This window comes from Streptomyces sp. NPDC044064, assembly GCF_056434245.1.
The window spans coordinates 1-19,145 of sequence record NZ_JBWKFN010000049.1 but is presented as its reverse complement, the minus strand read 5'-3'; the positions used below and the strand labels follow the sequence as shown (position 1 = coordinate 19,145).

The 19,145-nt window shown below is 71.4% G+C and carries 17 protein-coding genes, 1 tRNA gene and 4 pseudogenes; 10 read left to right on the top strand and 12 right to left on the bottom strand.

Annotation, left to right across the window (positions count from 1 at the left end; translation table 11 throughout):
* The first annotated feature begins 83 nt into the window (after positions 1 to 83).
* The 3 genes from AC07DS_RS43935 (at position 84) to AC07DS_RS43925 (ending at position 2,049) form a co-directional block, all read left to right on the top strand.
* Positions 84 to 1,010, top strand: a complete 927-nt coding sequence (locus AC07DS_RS43935) for a metallophosphoesterase (RefSeq protein WP_479154338.1) — start codon at positions 84 to 86, stop codon at positions 1,008 to 1,010.
* Between the two features lie 140 nt (positions 1,011 to 1,150).
* Positions 1,151 to 1,909, top strand: coding sequence for a Pr6Pr family membrane protein (locus tag AC07DS_RS43930; protein ID WP_479154337.1), 759 nt, complete (start codon positions 1,151 to 1,153; stop codon positions 1,907 to 1,909).
* Positions 1,910 to 1,975: 66 nt separating this feature from the next.
* Positions 1,976 to 2,049, top strand: a tRNA-Pro gene (locus tag AC07DS_RS43925).
* A 97-nt stretch (positions 2,050 to 2,146) separates the two neighbouring features.
* On the opposite strand, the gene AC07DS_RS43920 is transcribed toward AC07DS_RS43925, so the two are convergent.
* The 3 genes and pseudogenes from AC07DS_RS43920 to AC07DS_RS43910 all read right to left on the bottom strand — a co-directional run.
* Positions 2,147 to 3,316, bottom strand: a complete 1,170-nt coding sequence (locus AC07DS_RS43920) for a site-specific integrase (protein WP_479154336.1) — start codon at positions 3,314 to 3,316, stop codon at positions 2,147 to 2,149.
* Positions 3,316 to 3,498 carry a helix-turn-helix domain-containing protein gene (locus tag AC07DS_RS43915; RefSeq protein WP_479154335.1) on the bottom strand — a complete coding sequence of 61 codons (183 nt, stop codon included), beginning with the start codon at positions 3,496 to 3,498 and terminating at the stop codon, positions 3,316 to 3,318. Before AC07DS_RS43915 ends, AC07DS_RS43920 begins: the two co-directional genes overlap by 1 nt.
* A pseudogene (locus tag AC07DS_RS43910) lies at positions 3,491 to 3,697 on the bottom strand (replication initiation protein); the annotation flags it as partial. The pseudogene AC07DS_RS43910 and the gene AC07DS_RS43915, both read right to left, overlap by 8 nt.
* Positions 3,698 to 5,114: 1,417 nt before the next feature.
* Here AC07DS_RS43910 and AC07DS_RS43905 point away from each other — a divergent pair.
* The 3 genes from AC07DS_RS43905 to AC07DS_RS43895 all read left to right on the top strand — a co-directional run bounded on the left by AC07DS_RS43905 (position 5,115) and on the right by AC07DS_RS43895 (position 7,535).
* Positions 5,115 to 5,498, top strand: a complete 384-nt coding sequence (locus tag AC07DS_RS43905) for a peptidoglycan-binding domain-containing protein (RefSeq protein ID WP_479154334.1) — start codon at positions 5,115 to 5,117, stop codon at positions 5,496 to 5,498.
* 243 nt (positions 5,499 to 5,741) lie between these two features.
* A complete protein-coding gene (locus AC07DS_RS43900) occupies positions 5,742 to 6,545 on the top strand; it encodes a peptidoglycan-binding protein (protein ID WP_479154333.1) in 804 nt (267 codons plus the stop codon).
* A 3-nt stretch (positions 6,546 to 6,548) separates the two neighbouring features.
* Complete coding sequence (locus tag AC07DS_RS43895; RefSeq protein ID WP_479154332.1) at positions 6,549 to 7,535, top strand: helix-turn-helix domain-containing protein; 987 nt, start codon at positions 6,549 to 6,551, stop codon at positions 7,533 to 7,535.
* A 141-nt stretch (positions 7,536 to 7,676) separates the two neighbouring features.
* On the opposite strand, the pseudogene AC07DS_RS43890 reads toward AC07DS_RS43895, so the two are convergent.
* The 3 genes and pseudogenes from AC07DS_RS43890 to AC07DS_RS43880 all read right to left on the bottom strand — a co-directional run.
* Positions 7,677 to 7,943 (bottom strand): annotated as a pseudogene (locus AC07DS_RS43890) (zinc-binding dehydrogenase); the annotation flags it as partial.
* A 248-nt stretch (positions 7,944 to 8,191) separates the two neighbouring features.
* On the bottom strand, positions 8,192 to 9,745 hold the full coding sequence (locus AC07DS_RS43885) for an alpha/beta hydrolase (RefSeq protein WP_479154331.1): 1,554 nt from the start codon (positions 9,743 to 9,745) through the stop codon (positions 8,192 to 8,194).
* Positions 9,746 to 10,013: 268 nt separating this feature from the next.
* Positions 10,014 to 11,522: an FAD-binding oxidoreductase gene (locus tag AC07DS_RS43880; RefSeq protein WP_479154330.1), complete on the bottom strand. Its 1,509-nt coding sequence runs from the start codon at positions 11,520 to 11,522 to the stop codon at positions 10,014 to 10,016.
* A gap of 360 nt (positions 11,523 to 11,882) precedes the next feature.
* Here AC07DS_RS43880 and AC07DS_RS43875 point away from each other — a divergent pair, with 360 nt between their 5' ends.
* Complete coding sequence (locus tag AC07DS_RS43875; protein ID WP_479154329.1) at positions 11,883 to 13,088, top strand: glycoside hydrolase family 3 N-terminal domain-containing protein; 1,206 nt, start codon at positions 11,883 to 11,885, stop codon at positions 13,086 to 13,088.
* A 17-nt stretch (positions 13,089 to 13,105) separates the two neighbouring features.
* Here AC07DS_RS43875 and AC07DS_RS43870 read toward each other — a convergent pair whose 3' ends face one another.
* The 3 genes from AC07DS_RS43870 to AC07DS_RS43860 form a co-directional block, all read right to left on the bottom strand.
* Entirely contained in the window at positions 13,106 to 14,167 is a 1,062-nt protein-coding gene (locus tag AC07DS_RS43870) for a zinc-dependent alcohol dehydrogenase family protein (protein ID WP_479154328.1), read from the bottom strand.
* Between the two features lie 172 nt (positions 14,168 to 14,339).
* Positions 14,340 to 15,803, bottom strand: a complete 1,464-nt coding sequence (locus AC07DS_RS43865; RefSeq protein WP_479154364.1) for a membrane-associated oxidoreductase — start codon at positions 15,801 to 15,803, stop codon at positions 14,340 to 14,342.
* Positions 15,804 to 15,820: 17 nt separating this feature from the next.
* Entirely contained in the window at positions 15,821 to 16,252 is a 432-nt protein-coding gene (locus AC07DS_RS43860; RefSeq protein ID WP_479154327.1) for a sensor histidine kinase, read from the bottom strand.
* 269 nt (positions 16,253 to 16,521) lie between these two features.
* Here AC07DS_RS43860 and AC07DS_RS43855 point away from each other — a divergent pair, with 269 nt between their 5' ends.
* Entirely contained in the window at positions 16,522 to 16,785 is a 264-nt protein-coding gene (locus AC07DS_RS43855) for an SHOCT domain-containing protein (RefSeq protein WP_479154326.1), read from the top strand.
* A gap of 24 nt (positions 16,786 to 16,809) precedes the next feature.
* Here the strand turns inward: AC07DS_RS43855 and AC07DS_RS43850 are convergent, their stop codons facing one another.
* On the bottom strand, positions 16,810 to 17,175 hold the full coding sequence (locus AC07DS_RS43850) for a hypothetical protein (protein WP_479154325.1): 366 nt from the start codon (positions 17,173 to 17,175) through the stop codon (positions 16,810 to 16,812).
* Here AC07DS_RS43850 and AC07DS_RS43845 point away from each other — a divergent pair.
* Positions 17,098 to 17,334, top strand: a pseudogene (locus tag AC07DS_RS43845) (sensor histidine kinase); the annotation flags it as partial. The gene AC07DS_RS43850 and the pseudogene AC07DS_RS43845 overlap by 78 nt on opposite strands.
* A gap of 75 nt (positions 17,335 to 17,409) precedes the next feature.
* Here AC07DS_RS43845 and AC07DS_RS43840 read toward each other — a convergent pair.
* Positions 17,410 to 18,543: an MFS transporter gene (locus AC07DS_RS43840; protein WP_479154363.1), complete on the bottom strand. Its 1,134-nt coding sequence runs from the start codon at positions 18,541 to 18,543 to the stop codon at positions 17,410 to 17,412.
* Positions 18,544 to 18,764: 221 nt separating this feature from the next.
* Between AC07DS_RS43840 and AC07DS_RS43835 the strand changes: the two genes are divergently transcribed.
* Positions 18,765 to 19,004: a hypothetical protein gene (locus AC07DS_RS43835; RefSeq protein WP_479154324.1), complete on the top strand. Its 240-nt coding sequence runs from the start codon at positions 18,765 to 18,767 to the stop codon at positions 19,002 to 19,004.
* A gap of 29 nt (positions 19,005 to 19,033) precedes the next feature.
* On the opposite strand, the pseudogene AC07DS_RS43830 reads toward AC07DS_RS43835, so the two are convergent.
* Positions 19,034 to 19,144: pseudogene (locus tag AC07DS_RS43830) on the bottom strand (twin-arginine translocase TatA/TatE family subunit); the annotation flags it as partial.
* Between the last annotated feature and the right edge of the window lies 1 nt (position 19,145).

Genomic DNA, 19,145 nt, shown 5'->3' with positions numbered 1-19,145 from the left:
CCCGTGCATTTACGCGGCGGCCGGCCCATCGGTCACACGGCGGCCGGTCTCGACGGGCCGGCGTGGTCTGACACGATGGTCATATGCGCGCGCGATACGGAGTACCCCTGGGAATCATGGCGGCAGGTGCCGCCGGACTGGCGTACGCGGCGGGCTTCGAGGCCCGCTCGTTCCGCCTCCGACGAGTGACGGTCCCGGTCCTCCCGCCGGGTATGCGCCCGCTGCGCCTGCTCCAGGTCTCCGACATCCACATGGTCGGCGGCCAGCGCAAGAAGCAGCGGTGGCTGCAGGCGCTGGCGGGCCTGCGTCCCGACTTCGTGATCAACACCGGCGACAACCTGTCGGACCCCGAGGGCGTCCCCGAGGTCCTCGACGCACTCGGCCCGCTGATGGAGTTCCCGGGCGCGTACGTCTTCGGCTCCAACGACTACTACGGCCCCAAACCCAAGAACCCCGCCCGCTACTTGCTGGAGAAGGCCAGCGGCCGCCACGGCCTGAACGGCAACGCCCCGGCGGTGGGCGTGATCCACAACCCCTGGGAGGACCTCAGGGACGGCTTCGACGCGGCGGGCTGGCTGAACCTGACCAACACGCGCGGTGCGCTGAAGATCGACGGCATGTCGATCGAGCTGACCGGCCTGGACGACCCCCACATCAAGCGCGACCGCTACGCCCGGGTGGCAGGCGGCCCCTCCGGCACCCACGACTTCTCGATGGGTGTCGTCCACGCCCCCTACCTGCGCGTCCTCGACTCCTTCACGGCGGACGACTACCCCCTGGTCCTGGCCGGCCACACCCACGGCGGCCAGCTGTGCATCCCCTTCTACGGCGCCCTGGTCACCAACTGCGACCTGGACACGGACCGCGTGAAGGGCCTGTCCACGCACACGGCGGAGGGCCGTACGTCCTACCTCCACGTGTCGGCGGGGTGCGGGACGAACCGCTACACCCCCGTCCGCTTCGCCTGCCCTCCGGAGGCGACGCTGCTGACGTTGGTGGGGCGGGAGTAAGGGAGCCGGGGGCTGTCCCCTCGGGGAACCTGGCGGCACCGAGGTCACCAGCGAGGTCACTGATGGCATCCCGGGACCGGGGTAACCCGCCTGGAGTAGCCCGAATGGCCCCTTTCATACCCCCTGCCTAGCGTGGGGGCATGACCGCCCCCATACCCAGGGAGATCCCGGACCTGCCCGCGATCCCGGGCCCGCCTCTCCTGCTGCCCGCCCCGGTCCCGGCCACGGCGGTGGTCGCCCCGGCCCGCCGCCCCCTGGCAGCGATCTTCCGCCTCCTGACCGCCCTCGTCGCGGCGGCCGGTGTCGCCCTGCAACTCCTGCTGGGCGGCCCCGCCCGGACCCTGAGCTACTTCAGCGTCCAGAGCAGCATCCTGCTGGCAGTGGTCATGCTCCTGTCGGCATCCAGGGCCTGGCGGGCACGCCGCCCGCTCCCCTCGTCCGTGACTGGCGCCACACTTCTCTACGCCGTGATCACCGCGCTGGTCTACCACCTGCTCCTCGCGCACACGACGCCCCCGTTCTCCATGACGGACGCGACCGCGCCCCCGGCCCGCTGGCACGCCCAGTGGGCAGCCCTTCAGCTTCTCCACACGGTGGTCCCCCTGGCGGCCGTCCTGGACTGGCTCCTGCTCACCCCGGCGGCCCGCCTGCATCTCCGCCAGGCGGCGGGCTGGCTCCTCTACCCCCTGGCCTACCTGGCCTTCTCTCTGATCCGGGCCGGTTTCGTCGCCCCGGCCACCCCCGCCCGCTACCTCTATCCCTTCCTCGACGTCGAGGCCCACGGCTACCGCAGCACCCTGGCGAACGCCCTCCTCGTCGGGCTCGCGATGTACGCCCTGGCAGTCCTCCTGGTCGCCCTGGACCACACCCGCCCGACCCCGGTCCGCCACGGCGCCTAAACCGGATTTCGTCTCCGGCCACCGGTGGGCTAAAGTAAACGACGTCGCCGCGACAAGCAGCGACATCGGGGTGTAGCGCAGCTTGGCAGCGCGCTTCGTTCGGGACGAAGAGGTCGTGGGTTCAAATCCCGCCACCCCGACAGCCGTAACATCAGGTGGACCACCTAGGAACGTTCCTAGGTGGTCTTCTTGTTTCTGCCTGCGTGTCTATCTGCGTGACTACCGCTTCCCGCGTGCCTACGGCCGCCGTTCCTGCGTGCCGAAGATGCCGTCCATGACCACGGCGCCGGTCTGGATCACGGGCCGAATCTGCTTCCGGTAGACCTCCTCGGTCACGGCCGTACCCGAGTGCCCGACGAGCCGGGAGATCTCCTCCAGTGGGACGCCCCGGTCGGACAGCAGGGACACGAAGCTGTGCCGCAGCTCCCTCGGAGTCCACTCGTCGGCATTGATCCCGTCGATCCCCTTGAGCGCCTGGCGGAAGGCACGGCGGACGTTGGCGGCATCAAGCGGCTTGCCCATGGCCGACGAGAAGACCAGGCCGTGTTCCTCCCACTCCTCATCAGCGGCGAGCCGGTCCCACCCCTGATCCTCGAACTGCTGCCAGAGGGCATCCACGCAGCGCGCCGGCAGAGCGAGCGTGCGCCGGGACTTCCGGGTTTTCGTGTCCCCACTCCTCCGCACCGACCGCCAGACCGCGATGTGCGGAGGCTGCGGCGGGTCGAGGTCCGGCCGGCCTTTCAGGAAGACGTGGTCCCAGGTGAGAGCCCGGAGTTCTTCCGTACGGGCGCCGGTCAGGAGCGCGACGACGATGTACGCGTACATCGAGGTTCCCTCAGCGCCCTTGAGCGCGGCGTCCGCCTGGGCGAACGTGAGCGCCTTGGACGGCCACCCGCCCTGCCCCTGGGGCACCGAGCACAATTCGACGACATTGCGCTTCACCTTGTCCCGCGCCATGGCCCGTTTGACCGCGCGGTTGAGGCAGGAGTGAATCCCCTGAAGCGTGCGTGTGCTGAGTGATTCGGCCTTGGTGGCCAGCCAGCGATCTACGTCCTCCGCGCTCAGGTCACGCAGCTTGCGCGCGCCGAGAGACGGGATGACGTGATTCCGGCTCAGGAGCGCGACCGTCTCGACGGTGCTGGGGTCGAGGCCTGCCAATCCGAACTCCAGCCAGTCAGCCACGGCGTCCTTGACCGTGTAGTTGGTGGGCGCGATGGCAAGGCCGTCTTCGTGATCCCGCAGCACCTCCTTGAGCTTGTTCTTCGCCTCCGTCTTGGTCTTGCCGCTCCCCCGCTTCACGATCCGCTTGCCGCTCGGATCGAAGCCGAGGTTCGCCGTGGCGATCCACCGCTGCCGCTTCTCATCCCAGTGCAGGCCGCCGTCACCGCGGCTCCGACGCTTGGTCATCAGGCCGCACGCTCCATCTGTCCGGCGATGAACTCGCCCAGGGCGCAAGCTGGGATGCGCCGGCACCGGCCGATGGCGACGGAAGGCAGGCGCCGGGTGCGGATCAGGTCGTAGACCGTCGACCGCCCGACTTTCAGGCGAGCCATGACATCGGCCACGGTCAACAGCTCGTCGTCACGCATGCGTTGGTTCTCCTTCTGTTCCGGGCGCGGGTTCGAGGGATTCGGCCAGCCAGGCTTCGGCGTCGGTGAGGCCGGTCCCGGCGTAGACCCAGTGGGCGAGGACGAGAGTTGTGTCCTGCTTGGCCTGCGAGTCGGCGGCGGCTTGCGCGCGGCGCCACTCGGCACGTGCGTCGCGAAGGGGCGTCCTCCGACTGCGTGTGCGCAGGCGCCAGTCACGGGATGGGCGAGGAGGTGCTGAAGGCACCGCTGCCCGACGTACCGGACTGGTCATGTGCTCCGGCGCCGGTGTGGCGGCCAGGGTCCGGCAGCGTGGAGATCGGCCGCATGCAACTGCGCATCGCCGGCCGAAGCCCATACAGCCGACACGGCATACGCGTTCACCCGCCGTCAGCCGCATGGACAACTCGAACGGAGCGGAGACTGGAAGAGACGGAAGGGGAGTCGGTGGCGGAGAAGGAAGCGGTGGCCCGTGTCATGGCGCAGTTCGCTGACCATGTGCAGTGGGTGCGGACGTGGCCGGACAAGCCGACCTGGCATGACCGATTCCGCCGATGGGCGTCCCCCGAGTCCTACCGCTTCGACCCGACCGCCACCCCGCCGAAACCCTGGGTCGACCGGCCCGCCGGGCACTATGAGCGCACAGGTTGGCGCATCCGAGCGGCCTACCACGGATCCGAACTGGCTTTCGAGGTCGAGTACGTGGTGTGCGATCAATGCAAGATCGGCTGGGTGGAATCGCCTTACCCCTATGAGGGCTACAAGCGCTGCGGCCTGGCCTCAGCCGCCTCCGGTCTCTGCGCCGCGTCTATCCCGGGCTCCAGTGGCACACGGGAGGCGGGCACTTCCGGGAGTCCGAGCCCTTCTGGGAATCCGTCAGCGTGGACGTTCCCGGGGGCTACACCCGGCGGGAAAGGTGTCATCACGTGGAACCGTGACGAGCGCGGTGAGCTCCGTTGGCAGAAGCCGCGGGGCGATCAACTGATCGTTTCCGGCCCCCAGCGCTCAGGCCCCACTCCGCGCCAGTCGATCCACGGCGACTCCGCCACCTCCGCCGGGTCGACCTCCAGCCCAGCCCGGCGGAGGAACTCAGGGTGAAGTCGGCCGTCTATGGGCCGTACGAGGCCGCGCGACGCCAACCGACCACGACAGCCGTGGGAGGTCTGCCCGGCGCCGGAGCTGTTCCGCTGACATCCAGCGGTGACATCAACGAGGGCGGACAGCCGCGACATTCGGCAGTCACGTCCGACACCTGCGCGCGCGGTGGACCGCAGCTGCGCCGGAGCGGGATCGAACTCCTACAGCGGTGCTCGGCATTAGGGAGCCGTCGGCATCTGTGCATTGAGCACCCTCCGGGCCGCCTCATCGTCCCGCCCGCTGCAGGTAACCCGCCACCCGGGCTCTGCTCGTTCGAGAAGCCAGGCCCCGGACTAGGGCGCGTCCGGCGGACGGGTCGGCTCCGCTCGCCGCCGCAGGTGACGGCGTGGGACGTCGTGGGAAATCGAGGGACGGCGACGGCTGGCGGAACATCGGCAGGGAACGGCAGGGTGAGAAAGCCGGCGGCGATCAGAACCATCCCTGTGTATCCGGCGCTTCGGCGCCGCGGAAAGGAACCATCGATGCATGCACGCAGGCGCATCGCTGTCCTCGCGACGGCAGCGGCGCTGTTCGGCGGCGGTGTGGCCGCCGCCCCGGCCGCGCAGGCCCAGACGTACACCTGCCACTACACGAACCAGGGCAACGTCCTCTACGCGGGCTACTACAGCGGCAACACGGTCGTCCCTTCGTCCACTTCGGTGACCGAAGCCGGCAAGGAAGCCCAGTGTCTGCTGAAGTCGGCCGGGTTCGACCCCGGGACCGTCGACGGTGTCTTCGGCGCCAACTCCCAGTCGGCGATGAAGAACTACCAGCGGTGGTACAACGGCCAATTCTCCCCCGACGTCACCGTGGACGGCCGCCCGGGCCCGGAGAGCTGGCCGGCGCTGCGCGTCTTCCTGGGCTGACCACCCGGTTCCCCGTCCCGCACGGCGGCGGCCGCGCCTGCGGCCGCCGCCGCGTTCGTCACCCGGCCGCGCGGCATCTCGTGTGATCGCGGTCGTAGAATGCGATGCGCTGTTGGCGCTGGTCCGGGTGGGGAAAAGAGAGTTCGGCGCGGGGGACGGGATCCGGGCGGTCCCGGTGCTCGTCCTGCGCGGCTCCTCTGCGCCCTGTGTTCCTCGGGACCGGGGAGAGAAGAGGGGTGGGGGATGGGGGAGCAGGAATCCTCGCTGCCGCGCGACGCACGGTCCACCGCGGACGCGTCCGCGGAACTCGTCGCCGAGTTGCAGGAGGCGAGGGACCGGTCCGGGATCGGTCCGAAGGTGCTCGCAGACGGAACCTCGTACGGCAGGCCGTCGTGGGATCGGTTCCTCACGGGCCGGCAACTGCCCCCCGAGCAGGCGGTCATCGAGTTCGCCGCGCTCACGGGAGCGGACACGGACCGGCTGCTGGGCCTCCTGTCGCGGGCCCTCCCGGCGAGCACGGCGCAGGGACCGGCCGGCGCCGGCCGGCTCATGGCCTCTGCCGGGGAAGAGGCAGGCGCGGTGCGAAGACCCGGCCCGCTGCGGCGGCGTGCGGCGCTCATCGCGGCGACCGCGGCGGGAGCCGTCATCGGCGCACTGGCCGTCGCCGCCGTCGGACCGCTCGACGGCCGGACGGCAGGTCCGGCAGCCACCGCCGTTGCGGCACCGGCCACCGCGACGGCCCGCAGCTACTCCTGCCGGTACACGACCCGGGACGGTCGTCTCTACGCCGGGCAGAGCACCACCACAACCACGCTGCTGGAGTTCGGCAGCGTGCATATGGCGGTGGCCGAGGCCCAGTGCCTCCTCGCCCGTCACGGCATCTCACCCGGTCCGGTCGACGCCGTCTTCGGCGAGCGCACCGAGGCCGCCGTGAAGCAGTTGCAGCGATCCTCGCACCTGGTCGTCGACGGGATCATCGGCCCGCACACCTGGGCCGCGCTGCGGGAGCCGACCGCCTCCGCGGCCACGGCGGACGAGGGCCGCTGAGCAGTGGCGAGATGGAAACCGCTGCCGGAGGGACTCGATCCGGCCGTACTGCGGCTGGTCGTCCGACTGCGGGTCCTGAAGGACCGCACCGGGCTGAGCCTGGTGGCGCTGGGAAACAAGACGCCCTACAGCAAGTCGTCGTGGGACCGGTATCTCAACGGCAGGCAACTGCCGCCGAGGCATGCCGCGGAGGCGCTGGCCCGGCTGGCCGGAGAAGAACCGGATCCGCTGTCGGTGCTCTGGCAGCAGGCGGACGACGCCTGGAGCGGCAGGACCGCCCTGACCTCGGAACAGACACCCACCCAGGCCGCGCGGCAGGGAACGACGAAGCGCCCGATGCCGACCGGGCCGCCCGCGGAACCGGAACGGGCGGAACGGGGGCCGGACCCGGCAGAACGGGAACCGGCCCCGGACCCGGACCCGGCAGAACGGGACCCGCCCCCGGACCCGGCAGAACCGGAAAGGGACCGGTTTCGGCGCCTGGCGAGACCGGGGGTGTTCGCGGCCGTCGGCGTCCTGGCCGTGGCGCTCGCGGCCGTGCCGCTGGTGGCCCGGCTCCGTACCGCGGACGACACGCGTCCGGACCCGACGGCGTCCTTCGTCACCTGCCGGGGCGGGGACTGCACCGGCAAGGATCCGCTGGCGCTGCACTGCGCCCCCGACGCCTGGACCTCTGCCGCCCTGCCGGCGGACGGCGCGTACCTGGAACTGAGGATCAGCGACGGCTGCGACGCGGCATGGGCACGCATCTCCGGGTCCGCCGTGGGCGACCGGGTGTGGGTGGAGACCGACGGTGTACGCGGCCGCATCGTGACCATCGCCGACGCGGCATCCACGCAGAGGTACGTCGCCACGCTGATGGTGCCACTGTCCCGGCCCGCCGACACCCGGGCGTGCGTGATGCACGACAACGAGCAGATGAACTGCACTCCCTACGGCGGCACGAGCCCCGTACCGGTACCCACTCCTTCGATCGCCGCCGACCGCTGACGCGAACTGCTCGCGGGACGACGTCGATCGCAGGCGGAGGGGCGGCACCCCTGCACGGGCGCGAGGCCCGTCTGAGGCGCAGGACCTGCTCCCAGCGGCCGATGAACCCCCTCGGCTTCTGGCTCGAGGGTGCTCCTGCTCAAGCGCCTCGTACGCGGCGCGGGTCTGCGTGAGGGCAACGCCCCGGTCGATCTGCGGGCTCAGCCGTCCACTCGTGATCAGCTCGCTGATGGAGTCGAGTCCGTCACGGTCCGGCTCGACGATGAAGAACACTCCGCGTGTGGCAGGGTCCTGAGCCGCGCCGGGGTCGGGGGGCGCGACGATGCTGACAAGGACGCCGCCCGGCCGCAGAACGCCCCATGAGCGGGTCTGGGTGTCGCCGCCCACCGTGTCGAACACTACGTCCACGTCGGCCACCTGGTGCCAGACGCGTACCGGATCGTGCGGGGAACCCCATCCGCAGTCCACCAAGCGTCTACGTCCCTCCGCCGCAGGTGAGGCCTGGATCCAGCCCTGGATGCCCGCGCCTGGTCGGTCGACTGACGCACCGTCGTGGCGGGCTTTCGTCGGCCGAGGATCGGACGGACCGCGACGACGGTGCCGGCCATCAGCCGAACCGCGCTGTTGCTGAGCCGCCCGGCGGATCCGTACGAGCCTCAGGACATGTTGCCCCGGCACACCGTCCCCGGGGCCGGGGTGCGGCTCGTGCGGAGGTAGTGGTCGACCCTCTCCCTGACGCAGCGGTTCTGCGGGTATGTGCCGTGGCCGTCCTCCTGGGCCGTCAGGAGGACGCCGACGTCGTCGCCCAGGGCGCGGGCCATGTGGCGGGCGCCGGGGTAGGGGGTGATCGGGTCGCCGGTGCCGCCGACCACCAGGACGGGGGCCGCGCCGTCGGCGTTCACCTGGAGCGTGGCGCGCTCGCCGTCGAACGGCCACTCGTAGCAGAGGTAAACGCCGGTGGACCAGGCTGTGCCGAAGACGGGTGAGGCGGCTTTGATGCGGGCCTCGTCCCGGTCGAGGCGTTCGAAGCCGGGGCGCAGGCTGGAGTCCGCGCAGGTGATCGCGGTCCGGGCGGCGCGGCTCTTGTCGCGCGGGGTCGCCGCGCTGTCGGCGGAGCCGATGTCGTCCGCGCCCTTGCTCAGCGGACGGCCGTCGTTGTGGTCGATCAGCGCGGTGAGGGCCTTGGCGAGCGACGCCCAGCCGTCCGCGCCAAGGCGGAGATGGTCGCTGATGGCGTACGCGAGGTCGTCGGCGTCGAGGCTCCTTCCGGCACCGGCCGGGGCGGGCTTCTTCTTCAGGCGGTCGGCCAGGCGCGTCATGCGCCGCGCGGCCTCCTCGGGCCCGTCACCGGTCGGACAGTGGCGGATACGGGCCGCGCAGTGCGCGGTGAACCGGTCGAACGCCGCCTGGACCGCCTTGACCTGCGACAGCATCTTCTCGTCGAGGTCCTCGGTCGGATCGACGGACGCTTCGAGGACGAGCCGTCCGACGTGCGACGGGTACAGGTGGGCGTAGACCGCGCCGAGCGCCGTTCCGTACGAGACGCCGAAGTAGTGCAGCCGCTCGTCGCCGAGGAGGTAGCGCATCAGCTCGAGGTCGCGCGCGGTGTGCGAGGTGCCGATGTACGGGAGGAGCGCCCCGGAGTGCTCGGCGCAGGCGGCGGCCCCGTCGTAGCCGATGTCGTCCGCCGTCTTCCCGCATCGCACGGGGATGGTCGCGCCGACGCCGCGCGGGTCGAAGGAGACCAGGTCGTAGCGGTCGAGGAGCGGCTCGTACTGGTTGAGGAGTTCGGGCAGTCCGCTCACGCCGGACACACCGGGGCCGCCGAAGTTGAGGACGAGCGAGCCGATGCGCCGGGTGTTCGGGCCGGTGGCCTTGCGGCGGATCAGGGCGACGTCGATCGTCCTGCCGTCCGGTTTCCGGTAGTCGAGGGGGGCTTTCATGGTGGCGCAGTCGTAGCCCGTGCGCGCGGTGGGCGGCGTGGTGCAGCTGGACCAGTGGAGGTGCTGGCCGGTGGTGAGCGCGGTGGGCAGACCGGCGGGCGGGTTGTGCGCGGTGAACTCCGTACGCGGCTCCGCACTCCGGCCGGGAGCGTCGTGCTGGAGCCAGGCGCCGACGGCCCCCATCACGGTGAGGACGACCACGGCGATGATGCGCGCGCCGACGGAGAGGCCCGGTCCATGGCTCTGTATCGGATGTGCGCCACTCATCGAAATCCCCGCGCTCCCGCCCCTGGACACCCGCCCCGTGCCCGCATGCCCGTATCCGTGATCGTCCGATCGTCGAATGCGTGCAGGATACAAGCCGCTTCCGACAGCACGGCCGGACGCCCGGCGTGCGATGTCCGGGGCCCAAGTCGGGAACCTCCGGGGCCTCCCGCGACAACCGGCGACGACCAATGACGACTGCTGACGCACGTCAGAGGGCCTGGTGCGACTTGCGCACCAGGCCCTCTGACCAGGGCTCAGGCCTGCTCGGTCAGCGGGACGCGGGCGGGATGCTCTGGTCGTACTGGAAGACGTTGTGCGGGTCGTACTTCGTCTTGATCCTGCGCAGCCGGTCGAAGTTGGATCCCCAGTAGGCGGTCTCCCAGTCCTGCAGGCTGATGTTCGGCACGTTGACGTAGGCGCCGTTCACGTAGGGGCGCAGTGCCTGGCTGAACTCGGCGATCCAGGCCTGGGCCCGCGGGGTGAGCGGGTCGCAGATGCCCGGCTGGTGACTGCGCTTGCCCCAGCCGACGCCGGGCTCGGCGTAGAAGAGCGCGTCGCGGTGCGGGAACGCGGTGCCGCCGCGGGGGCTCTTCCTGACGTTCCCGCCGAACGCCTGGAGGAAGTAGTTGCTGTCGTCCGTGGGGGCGTCCTTGATGAACGCGGAGACGATGTCGATCGCCTTGGTCGGGAACGGCTTCCGGGTGAACTGCGAGTAGAACTTCCAGTTCGCGGGTTCGATCTCGATCGGGACCTGGAATCCCGCGTAGACGTCGCCCCAGTTGCCCACCTGCGTCGTGACCTTGGGGCTGCCGATCGACAGGATCGGGGCCAGCAGCTTCTTCGCCTCCGCGGGCGTTCCTTCGGGGAGAACCCCGAACAGCAGGGTCTGGTTCGGGTGGGCTTCGAGCTGGGTGCCGAGGCGGGCGTCGGTGTGCGGCGCGGTGCGCTGGTAGGCCTCGAAGAGCCTGCGCAGGTCGCCGGTTCCGTCCCACGTGGCCTGCAGATACGTGACGCTCTTCAGCGGGGCCAGCTTGTAGGTGAGCGAGGTGACGATGCCGAAGTTGCCGTTGCCCGCTCCGCGCAGCGCCCAGAGCAGGTCCGAGTTGTGGTTCAGGTCGGCCTTGATGACCTTGGCGCACTCGCCGCCCTCGGCGACGACGATCTCGGCGCCGATCAGGCTGTCGCAGGCCATGCCGAGCCAGCGGGTGAGGAAGCCGAAGCCGCCGCCGAGCGTGGCGCCGGAGAGGCCCACACTGCCTTCGGTCCCTGTTGTCACCGCGAAGTTGTGCTTCGCGAGGGTGGTCACCGCTTCCAGCTGGTTGAGTCCGGAACCCACCGTCGCGATGCGGGAGGCGGTGTCGATGTGGACCGACTTCAGTTCGCTGATGTCGATCACGAGGCCGCTGTCGACGTTCGACCAGCCCTCCAGGGCGTGGCGGCCGCTCCGGATCCGCACCGCCACGTCGTTCTGCCGCGCCCACGTCAGGGCGTTGACCACGTCCTGGGTGTTCTGGGCGAAGACGATGACGAGCGGGTAGTGGGAGAAGAGCTGGTCCCAGCCGAGGCGCGCGTCCGTGTACCCGGAGTCCTCGGGGCGGACGATCCGGCCGGTCAGCTTGGCCGGCCCGCAATGCGTCCCGGACACCTCGTTCCCGGGTACCCCGGTCACGGCACTCGCACCAGGGGCTGCGGCGGCCGCGGCGCCCGACGCGACGACCGCGCCGGCACCTGCGACCGCCGTCGCCTTGAGCACTCCCCGACGGGAAAAGTCGTTCATGGTCCGTGTCCTCTCGACCACTGACGGTCGCAAATCGGTCTTTATTGATCATTTACGCAAAGTGGACAGTAACAAGGGCGGCCACGGTGGACTGTCGCGACACGCTCGCGACCACGGCCGGGACGCCGACCGGCCTGCCCAGCGCACCTCAATGGCCGTCCGGCCGACAGTTGTGGGGGCCCGCTCACGCCGGCTGCGTTTTCGGTCGGCTCCGAGACGCGAGATTCTGGTAGCAGGCCTACCGCGGAGCCTCGAACAAATGCAGGCTGGAGCGCATCTCACGCTTCGTAGAGCCCACATCAGCTCCTACGGCCCTCAGCGCGACGGGCACCGTCGCGACTTTCCGAAGGAGGCCAGGTGATGACACTCCCGTCGTACCGTGACCGCAGAAGCACGACAGCACCGCCGCGGCTCCCCAGCGGAGCCGGGAACGCAAGACGACTGGGCGCCACCGCCGTGGCGGCGATGCTCCTGGCGGGCTGGAGTACGCACACCCCCGCAGCGACGTCCTCCGCTCCGGACCGCGCCACAGCCGCCGCCTGCACGAACAGCGCGAAGCTGGCCGGGTGGTCGAACCGCCGGCTGGCCATGCTGACCATCGCCGTCCCGGTGCCGGAGACCTCGGTGTCCGATGCCACCTCCGAGGTGAGCGCCGGTGCGGGCGGTGTGATCCTGTTCGGCAGCAAGGCACCGTCCGACCTCGGCTCCCGGCTGACCACCCTGAAGAGCCACGTACCCGGCCACCTGGGCCTGCTGGTGATGACCGACGAGGAGGGCGGCGGCATCCAGCGCATGGCGAACCTCGTCGGATCCCTGCCCTGGCCCGCGTACATGGGCGCGCACTGGACCCCGGCCCAGATCCAGCAGAACGTCACGAAGGTCGCCGCCAGGATGTCGGCCGCCCAGGTGAACATGGACCTCGCACCGGTGGTCGACGTCGACGGCAGGAACGAGGCCCCCAGCAAGACCAACCCCGACGGATGGCGGTCCTTCAGCGGCAGCACCTCGGTGGTCTCCAAGGACGGCGTCGCGTACATGAACGGGCTGCGCGCCGGACAGGTGATCCCCGTCGTCAAGCACTTCCCGGGCCTCGGCGGCTCCAGCTACAACTCCGACTTCGGCCCCGCCCGCACCCTGCCCTGGTCCACCCTGCAGAAGGTGGCCGTCCCGCCGTTCACAGCGGCCATCAAGGCCGGCGCCCCGGCCGTCATGGTCTCCAACAACATCGTTCCGGGCCTGGGCACCAATCCGGCGAGCCTGTCACCGACCGACATCAACACCGTGCTGCGCGGCCGGCTGGGCTTCAAGGGGCTGGTGCTCACCGACTCCCTCAGCGCCAAGGCGATCTCCGCCGCCGGCTACAGCGTCCCCGCCGCCGCCGTCCAGGCCCTGCGCTCGGGTGCCGACATGGTCCTGTTCGACCTGGGGAGCAATGTCGGCTCCCAGACGTCCGCGATCGCGACGGCGATCACCAACGCGGTGGCCGGCGGACACCTCTCCCGCAGCCGGCTCATCGACGCGGCGGGGCACGTCCTGGCCGTACGGCACGTGAATCTCTGCTCCTGAGTACTGCGGCCCGGGGGTCACTGCGGTGCCTCGTCGTCGAAGACGAAGAGCGGTTTGGCCCCATGGCCGGGCGCCTCGGCGAACGCGACAGCTTCGGCGAAGCGTTCGAGCGGGAACGGCCGGCCCTCGGGGATGCTCAGCACTCCATCGGCGACGAGGCCGCGGACCTCGGACAGCGCGCGCAGCGCATCCGTGGGTGAGGCGGTGCCGAACCAGCGGTTCAGCCAGAAGCCACGGACCACTTTGGTCTCGTAGATGACCGAGCGCGCCGACAGCGGAATCGCCAGCGCCGCGGGGTCGGTCTGCCGATGGGTGGAGAGAGCGCCGTAGACCACCGTCTCTCCACCTGGAGCCAATGCCTGGGAGACCTGGGCGCCCACATGGCCCGCGACACAGTCGACGGCCTTGCGCACGCCGGCCGGTCCGGCGATCTCCGTCACACGCCGCACCAGGTCCTCGTCCTCGGTGCAGATGACCTCGTCGCCACCGAGCGCCTCGATCTCCTCGACGGCAGCACGACGCCGGACCACGTTGATCGTGCGAATACCCAGATGCCCGGCCAGCTGAATGACGAGCCGGCCGACGGTGGAGCCCGCCGCCGTCTGCAACAGCCACTCTCCCGGCTGTACGTCGAGTTCGCGGGTCACCAGGAGCAGCGCGGTCAGCGGGTTGACGGCGAGCTGGCAGGCGCTGGAGTCGCTCAGACGGTCGGGGACCGGCAGCAGCCGGTGGGCATCGGCGACAAGGTATTCCTGCCAGGTGCCGGACACCCTCGGCCCGGGTACGGCCGGGACGGCAACGGCCACCACGCGCTCGCCGGTCTTCAGTCCCCCGGTGTCCGGACCCAGGGCCTCGATGCGGCCCACACATTCCATGTGCCCGCCGACGGTGGGGAACTCGGGGGAGAAACCGTAGCGACCACGCAGCACGTGCAGATCGCTGGCGTGGATCGGAGTCGCCCTCACACGGATCAGCGCCTGGCCGGCCTCCGCCGTGGGGACGGGCCGGGACTCCAGCCGCAGGACGTCGTTCGGCTCGCCGACCTGTCCGGCCACGAGCGCGCGCATGGATCGCGGCATGAGTGACCCTTCGTCTCTCGGCACCCGACGAACCCGCGGCACCCGACGAACTCCGCGGACGTTCCGGCCGGGAACGTCCGCCCTGCACTCCTCCCAGCTTGCGCGCCTTCGCGAGCGCTGTCATGTCGTGGGCAGCGGGCGGACGGTCGCCCGGCTTCGTGCGGCACTGCCGTCACTGGCGGCTGACGTTCCTGGTCACGCCGGTGATGACCGTCGTGGCAAGGATCCAGCCGGTGACGATGAGGGCGTAGGACAGTGCCTGGTACCAGCCGTCCGGCGCGAAGGCCTCTTCCTGGCCGAAGGAGATCACGGGCAGCAGCAGGTCGAGGGTGTAGAAGACCGGGTTGAAGTGCGGGGCCTCGGACGCCTTGAGGGGGCGGGGGTGGTGCAGTGCGTACGCGACCGAGCCGACGGCCAGCAGGGACAGCAGCCAGGCGCAGGCGCGCAGCGGACGGAAGCCGTAGCCGACGGTGGCGTCCTGGGCATAGCCCCACAGGCGCCCGTACCAGGCACGGGTCCCGCGCAGGCGGCGCTGCTTGGCGAGTTGGACGAGACGGGCTGCGTGGTCGTCGCCCGAGCGGCGGTAGGCGGCGGTCAACTGTTCGTAGGCGTCGGGGACGTAGCCTTCGCCGTCGCGCTCCAGCATGGGCAGGCGGCGTTCGGCGGGCTCGTGCGGTGTGAGGGCGGTGTAGACGAGGCCGCTGAGGAACACGTCGGCCGGTACCGCCTCCGGGTCCAGGAACAGCACCTCGATCTGGGCCCGTCGCAGGTTCAGCGCGCCCTCCATGGGCGGGCTCTTGCGCAGCCAGAGCTCCCCGACGGTGCAGCTGCTCGCGCGCAGGGCCGCGTCGCCGGGATTGGACAGGGACGCGTACGACAGGTCGAGCCGCCCGGTGATGCGGGCGCCGCGCAGGCCGATCCAGCCCTCCGTGCGTACGTGCCGCATGTGGAAGTCGCCGTCCACGAGCAGTGTCTGTGCGTCGAGGGCGACGTTGCCCGGATGGCTGAGCCGTGCGTCGTCGAGGCTGGCCGAGCCGGCGATCGAGGTGCTGTTGAGCGTCACCTCCCCGTGCGTCCGAAGTCCGGGAGCCCAGAGGTCGTCGCCGATGGTCGCGTGGCTGAGCCGGAGCGCGGGCCACGCGGTGTCCGGCGGGACGATCTCGGCACCGCTCAGGAAGAGCGGCCCGCCGATCTCCGTCCCGCCGAGCCGAACCGGCCCACCGAACCGGCAGCGCGTCAGGTGCAGGATGCCCTCCACCCGCATGGTGGCGGCGGCCAGGCCGGGCATCACCGAGCCGGTGAGGTCCAGTTCGCGGAGCCGGGAGGCGTACAACTGGGGCACGTCCTCGAAGAAGCAGTGGCGCAGCCGTACGAGACGGTCGACCGTGCCGTACTGCAGGTCGAGCACGCCGGTGATGCGCGCGCCGTCCAGTCTGAGGGCGGCTATCTCCCCGTCGTCCTGCGGTCCGCCCAGGAGAAGCGCGCGCAACACCGCTGCCCGGACGGTCCGTTCAGGGCCCCGGTCCTCCCCCTGGGCCGGGTCCTCGTTCTCCGACGTGCGGAAGTCCACCGCCGTGCCCCGGGAAAAGGCACGCCAGACTCTCAGTTCGGCAGGCGAAAGATCGTTCATGTCCATCAGCCGGGACTCTGGCGTCACGCCCTGACGGTGTCAACTCCCTTGTGTCTCGGCCTCCCTGTCGTCCGGCGCAAGCGCGCGGCGGCATCCAGGCCGCCGCCCGGGGCCGGGTGCAGGCCGATGTCCGCGCCGGAGGCGCGGACGAGGTGGCGGACGATGCGCAGACCGAGCCCGGTGCCGTCGTTGCGGGAGCCGGGCGCGCGATGGAGGGTGATGGTGGTGCCGGGCGGGGAGACCCGCAGGGCGTTGGCGACCAGGTTGTCGATGATCTGGTCCAGCGCCCCGGGGAGCGCCCAGACCCGGCCGGCGGGGCGGCCGGTGACGGCGAGGGCCACGTACTGTTCGGCGGCCAGCGACTCCCACATGGCGACGCGGTCGGCGATGACGGTGTCCGGGTCGACCGGTTCCGGGGTGGTCGCGCCGCTCTCCAGGCGGGCCAGGGTACGCATGAACCCGTCTCCGGATGTCGGGGGTTCGGGGATCCGGGAGCCGGACCACCGGGGGACGGGAACGACCCTGGGAAGACGCTGTCGAGAGCCCGCCCAGCAGACGGAGAGCGCGCGCCCAGCAGCTGTCCAAGGTTTCGCCACCTGTGCCGGAAAGGCCCGGGGAGCCCCGGGGAGCGGGGAGGCCCGCCGGGGGGGGCAGGTGATCCGCTGCGGGGAGCAGTGGGGCGAGGGACAGTGGGAGGAGAGAGCCTCCCCGGGAGGTGGGCACAGTGTGGTACTGGCATGGCGGTGGCTGGGCCTTCATGGCCTTCATGCCCATCGTGTGGATCGTGCTGCTCGGTCTCGTCGTGTGGGCGGTGTTCCGGCTCACGCAGCACTCCACGGGGCGGGACAGCGGGCCGGGTCCGGGGTGGCAGCCGCGGGAGACGCCCGAGGAGATCCTCGACCGGCGCTTCGCCTCGGGTGAGATCGACGCGGACACCTACACCGAGGCACGCGAACGCCTCGCCGCCCACAGGCCGAAGCCCCAGTGAGTGCGGCGAGGCGGTGGGCGTGGGTCAGTGGCCGCTGACCGTGAGTTCGTAGTCGCCGATCAGGTCGCCGAGGAGGGTTCCGGCGGTGAGGTCGCCGGAGACGTGGCCGGCCGTGTAGAGGCGGGAGTAGAGGACCTCGTCCTGCATCCACCGGTAGTCCTCGGCCCGGTGCGGGGAGAGGGCGGTGAGGAAGGTGACGGCCGCGGCGTCGTCCGCTACCTCACCGAGTCCGGCCCGCACCGCCGAGCGGGCCGGCGTGCCCTGACCTGCGACGCGGCGGACACCACCGTCGACGTCGACGCCCGCTGGCTGGTGCCCGCCATCGGCAACCTCCTCGCCAACGCCCTGCGCCACGGACACGGGACCGTCCGGCTCACGGCCGCAGTCCACGAGGGCAGGCTGCGGCTGTCCGTCACGGACGAGGGGCCGGGCTTCCCGCCGGAGTTCCTGCCCCGGGCCTTCGACCGCTTCGCCCGTGCCGAGGCGAGCCGCACCAGCGAGGGGTCCGGCCTGGGGCTCGCCTTCGTGCAGGCGGCGGCCGCGGCGCACGGGGGCACGGCGCGCGCGGAGAACTCTGCGGGCGGGGCGACGGTGACGCTCGACCTGCCCTGCTGGGGCACCCCTTCAGGACGCTCGGCCGCGGCGGACGAACGCCACCGCCGCTCCCGCCCCCACGAGAATTCCCAGCGCGCCGAAGCCGTAGGGCAGCGAAGCACCGGAGGCCACCGCGGCCACCAGCAACGGCCCGCCCGCGTCGCCGAGTTCGCGGCCCAGTTCCGCCGCGCCCATGGTCTGGCCCAGCCGCTCCTGGGGCGTCGAGGAGGCCAGCGCGGCGAAGCCCAGCGGGGTGATCAGGCCCGTGCCGAGGCCGATCAGGGCGGCGCCCACGAGGATGCCGGTGAGTCCCGGCAGCATCGCCGAGAACAGGCCGGCCGCGTTGACCGCGAGTCCCGCGGCGAGTCCGGACCGGGTCGTGAGGCGCCCTTCGTCCAGGGCCCGCCCGGCGCGCGGCTGCACCACGGCGGCGCAGGCGGCGAGCAGCGACACCGCGGCCCCGGTGGCCACCGTGCCCAGTCCGGCGGCGCGGCCGGAGACGGGCAGGAAACCCACACCGGCCGAGAGGGCGGCGGTCGCCGCGGCGAGCGCGCCGGTCGGGGCGAGGAACGCCGGGTCGGCGAGCCGCCGGGCCAGGTCCAGCACCGTCTGCCGGGCCTTGGGCAGCGGGGGTACGACGGGGACGGCGAGCGCGGCCCAGACGGCGACCGCCGCGCCGAGCACCGCCAGGACGGCGAACAGCAGCCGCAGGCCCCCGGCCCACACGAGGACGCCGCCGAGCAGCGGGCCCAGGGTGTAGCCGACGGACTTGCAGAAGCCGTAACCGCCGAAGGCGCGGCCGCGCTCGGCGGCCGGGTTGAGGCGGGCCACCAGGGCGGAGGCGGACGGCGAGAAGGCGGAGGCCGCGGCTCCCTGCCCGAGCCGGGCCGCCCACAGCCAGCCGGGGCTGTCCGCGGCGACGTAGAGCGCGGACGCGAGGGCGAACCCGGCGAGCCCGCCCAGCAGCACGGGGCGGGCGCCGACACGGTCGGCGAGGGTGCCGAAGACCGGCTTGAGGAGCACTTCGGCGCCGTCGTAGAGGGCGAGCAGCCCGCCCAGCACCAGCAGGGAGGTGACCGCGTCCTTGGATGCACCGCCGAGGCTGGCGGCGATGCCGTGTGCGCCGAAGGCGGTGGTGAACCCGGCCGCGTACAGCGGCCACATCCGCCGGGCCGGGGCCGCCCGCGTGGTCACCGCTCCGCGTCCGGTGCCCGGTGCGGAGCGGCGGAGGCCGGCTCGTTCGACACGATGCCGAATGTAACAGCCGTCACATCGGGCCGATGTGCCCGGCGATTCGCCCTGCGTGCGCGGATGTCCGCCAAGTCCTGCCGGGCAGGCGGGCCGAGACCCATCGCACACCCAGGGTTACTTGCGCAAGGCCTAAAATGTTCTCCGTGGAGATGACCGACGTGACGGGCTGGGAGATCGCGGTGCTCGAGGGCGGGCCCGCGGACGGAGTGCGGATGAAGGTCTCCGGCCGGCCGCGCGTGATCCAGGTGACGTACCCCTGCCAGGTCGAGGCCTCGCCGCCCGGTGTGCGCGCGGAAGCGGTGCACCTCTACCGCCGGGACTACACCGTGAACGACGAGCCGCTGCGGTACGGCTTCGACGTCGCCAGCCCCTGACCGGCGCGGACGAACGGGTCTCAGCGCACCGTGTCGCCTGCGCTGTCGTCGTCCTTCATGGCCTTGGCCTCGCTCTTGAGGATGCGCATCGACTTGCCGAGCCCGCGAGCGGCCTCCGGCAGCTTCTTCGAGCCGAACAGC

Bases quoted from the DNA above. Each gene is read 5' to 3' on its own strand.
- AC07DS_RS43905 (WP_479154334.1), top strand. From the start codon at position 5,115: ATGCATGCACGCAGGCGCATCGCTGTCCTCGCGACGGCAGCGGCGCTG.
- AC07DS_RS43875 (WP_479154329.1), top strand. From the start codon at position 11,883: ATGACACTCCCGTCGTACCGTGACCGCAGAAGCACGACAGCACCGCCG.
- AC07DS_RS43930 (WP_479154337.1), top strand. From the start codon at position 1,151: ATGACCGCCCCCATACCCAGGGAGATCCCGGACCTGCCCGCGATCCCG.
- AC07DS_RS43915 (WP_479154335.1), bottom strand. From the start codon at position 3,498: ATGCGTGACGACGAGCTGTTGACCGTGGCCGATGTCATGGCTCGCCTG.
- AC07DS_RS43920 (WP_479154336.1), bottom strand. From the start codon at position 3,316: ATGACCAAGCGTCGGAGCCGCGGTGACGGCGGCCTGCACTGGGATGAG.
- AC07DS_RS43900 (WP_479154333.1), top strand. From the start codon at position 5,742: ATGGGGGAGCAGGAATCCTCGCTGCCGCGCGACGCACGGTCCACCGCG.
- AC07DS_RS43870 (WP_479154328.1), bottom strand. From the start codon at position 14,167: ATGCCGCGATCCATGCGCGCGCTCGTGGCCGGACAGGTCGGCGAGCCG.
- AC07DS_RS43935 (WP_479154338.1), top strand. From the start codon at position 84: ATGCGCGCGCGATACGGAGTACCCCTGGGAATCATGGCGGCAGGTGCC.
- AC07DS_RS43865 (WP_479154364.1), bottom strand. From the start codon at position 15,803: ATGGACATGAACGATCTTTCGCCTGCCGAACTGAGAGTCTGGCGTGCC.
- AC07DS_RS43885 (WP_479154331.1), bottom strand. From the start codon at position 9,745: ATGAGTGGCGCACATCCGATACAGAGCCATGGACCGGGCCTCTCCGTC.
- AC07DS_RS43860 (WP_479154327.1), bottom strand. From the start codon at position 16,252: ATGCGTACCCTGGCCCGCCTGGAGAGCGGCGCGACCACCCCGGAACCG.
- AC07DS_RS43835 (WP_479154324.1), top strand. From the start codon at position 18,765: ATGTTCTCCGTGGAGATGACCGACGTGACGGGCTGGGAGATCGCGGTG.
- AC07DS_RS43880 (WP_479154330.1), bottom strand. From the start codon at position 11,522: ATGAACGACTTTTCCCGTCGGGGAGTGCTCAAGGCGACGGCGGTCGCA.
- AC07DS_RS43840 (WP_479154363.1), bottom strand. From the start codon at position 18,543: ATGTGGCCGCTGTACGCGGCCGGGTTCACCACCGCCTTCGGCGCACAC.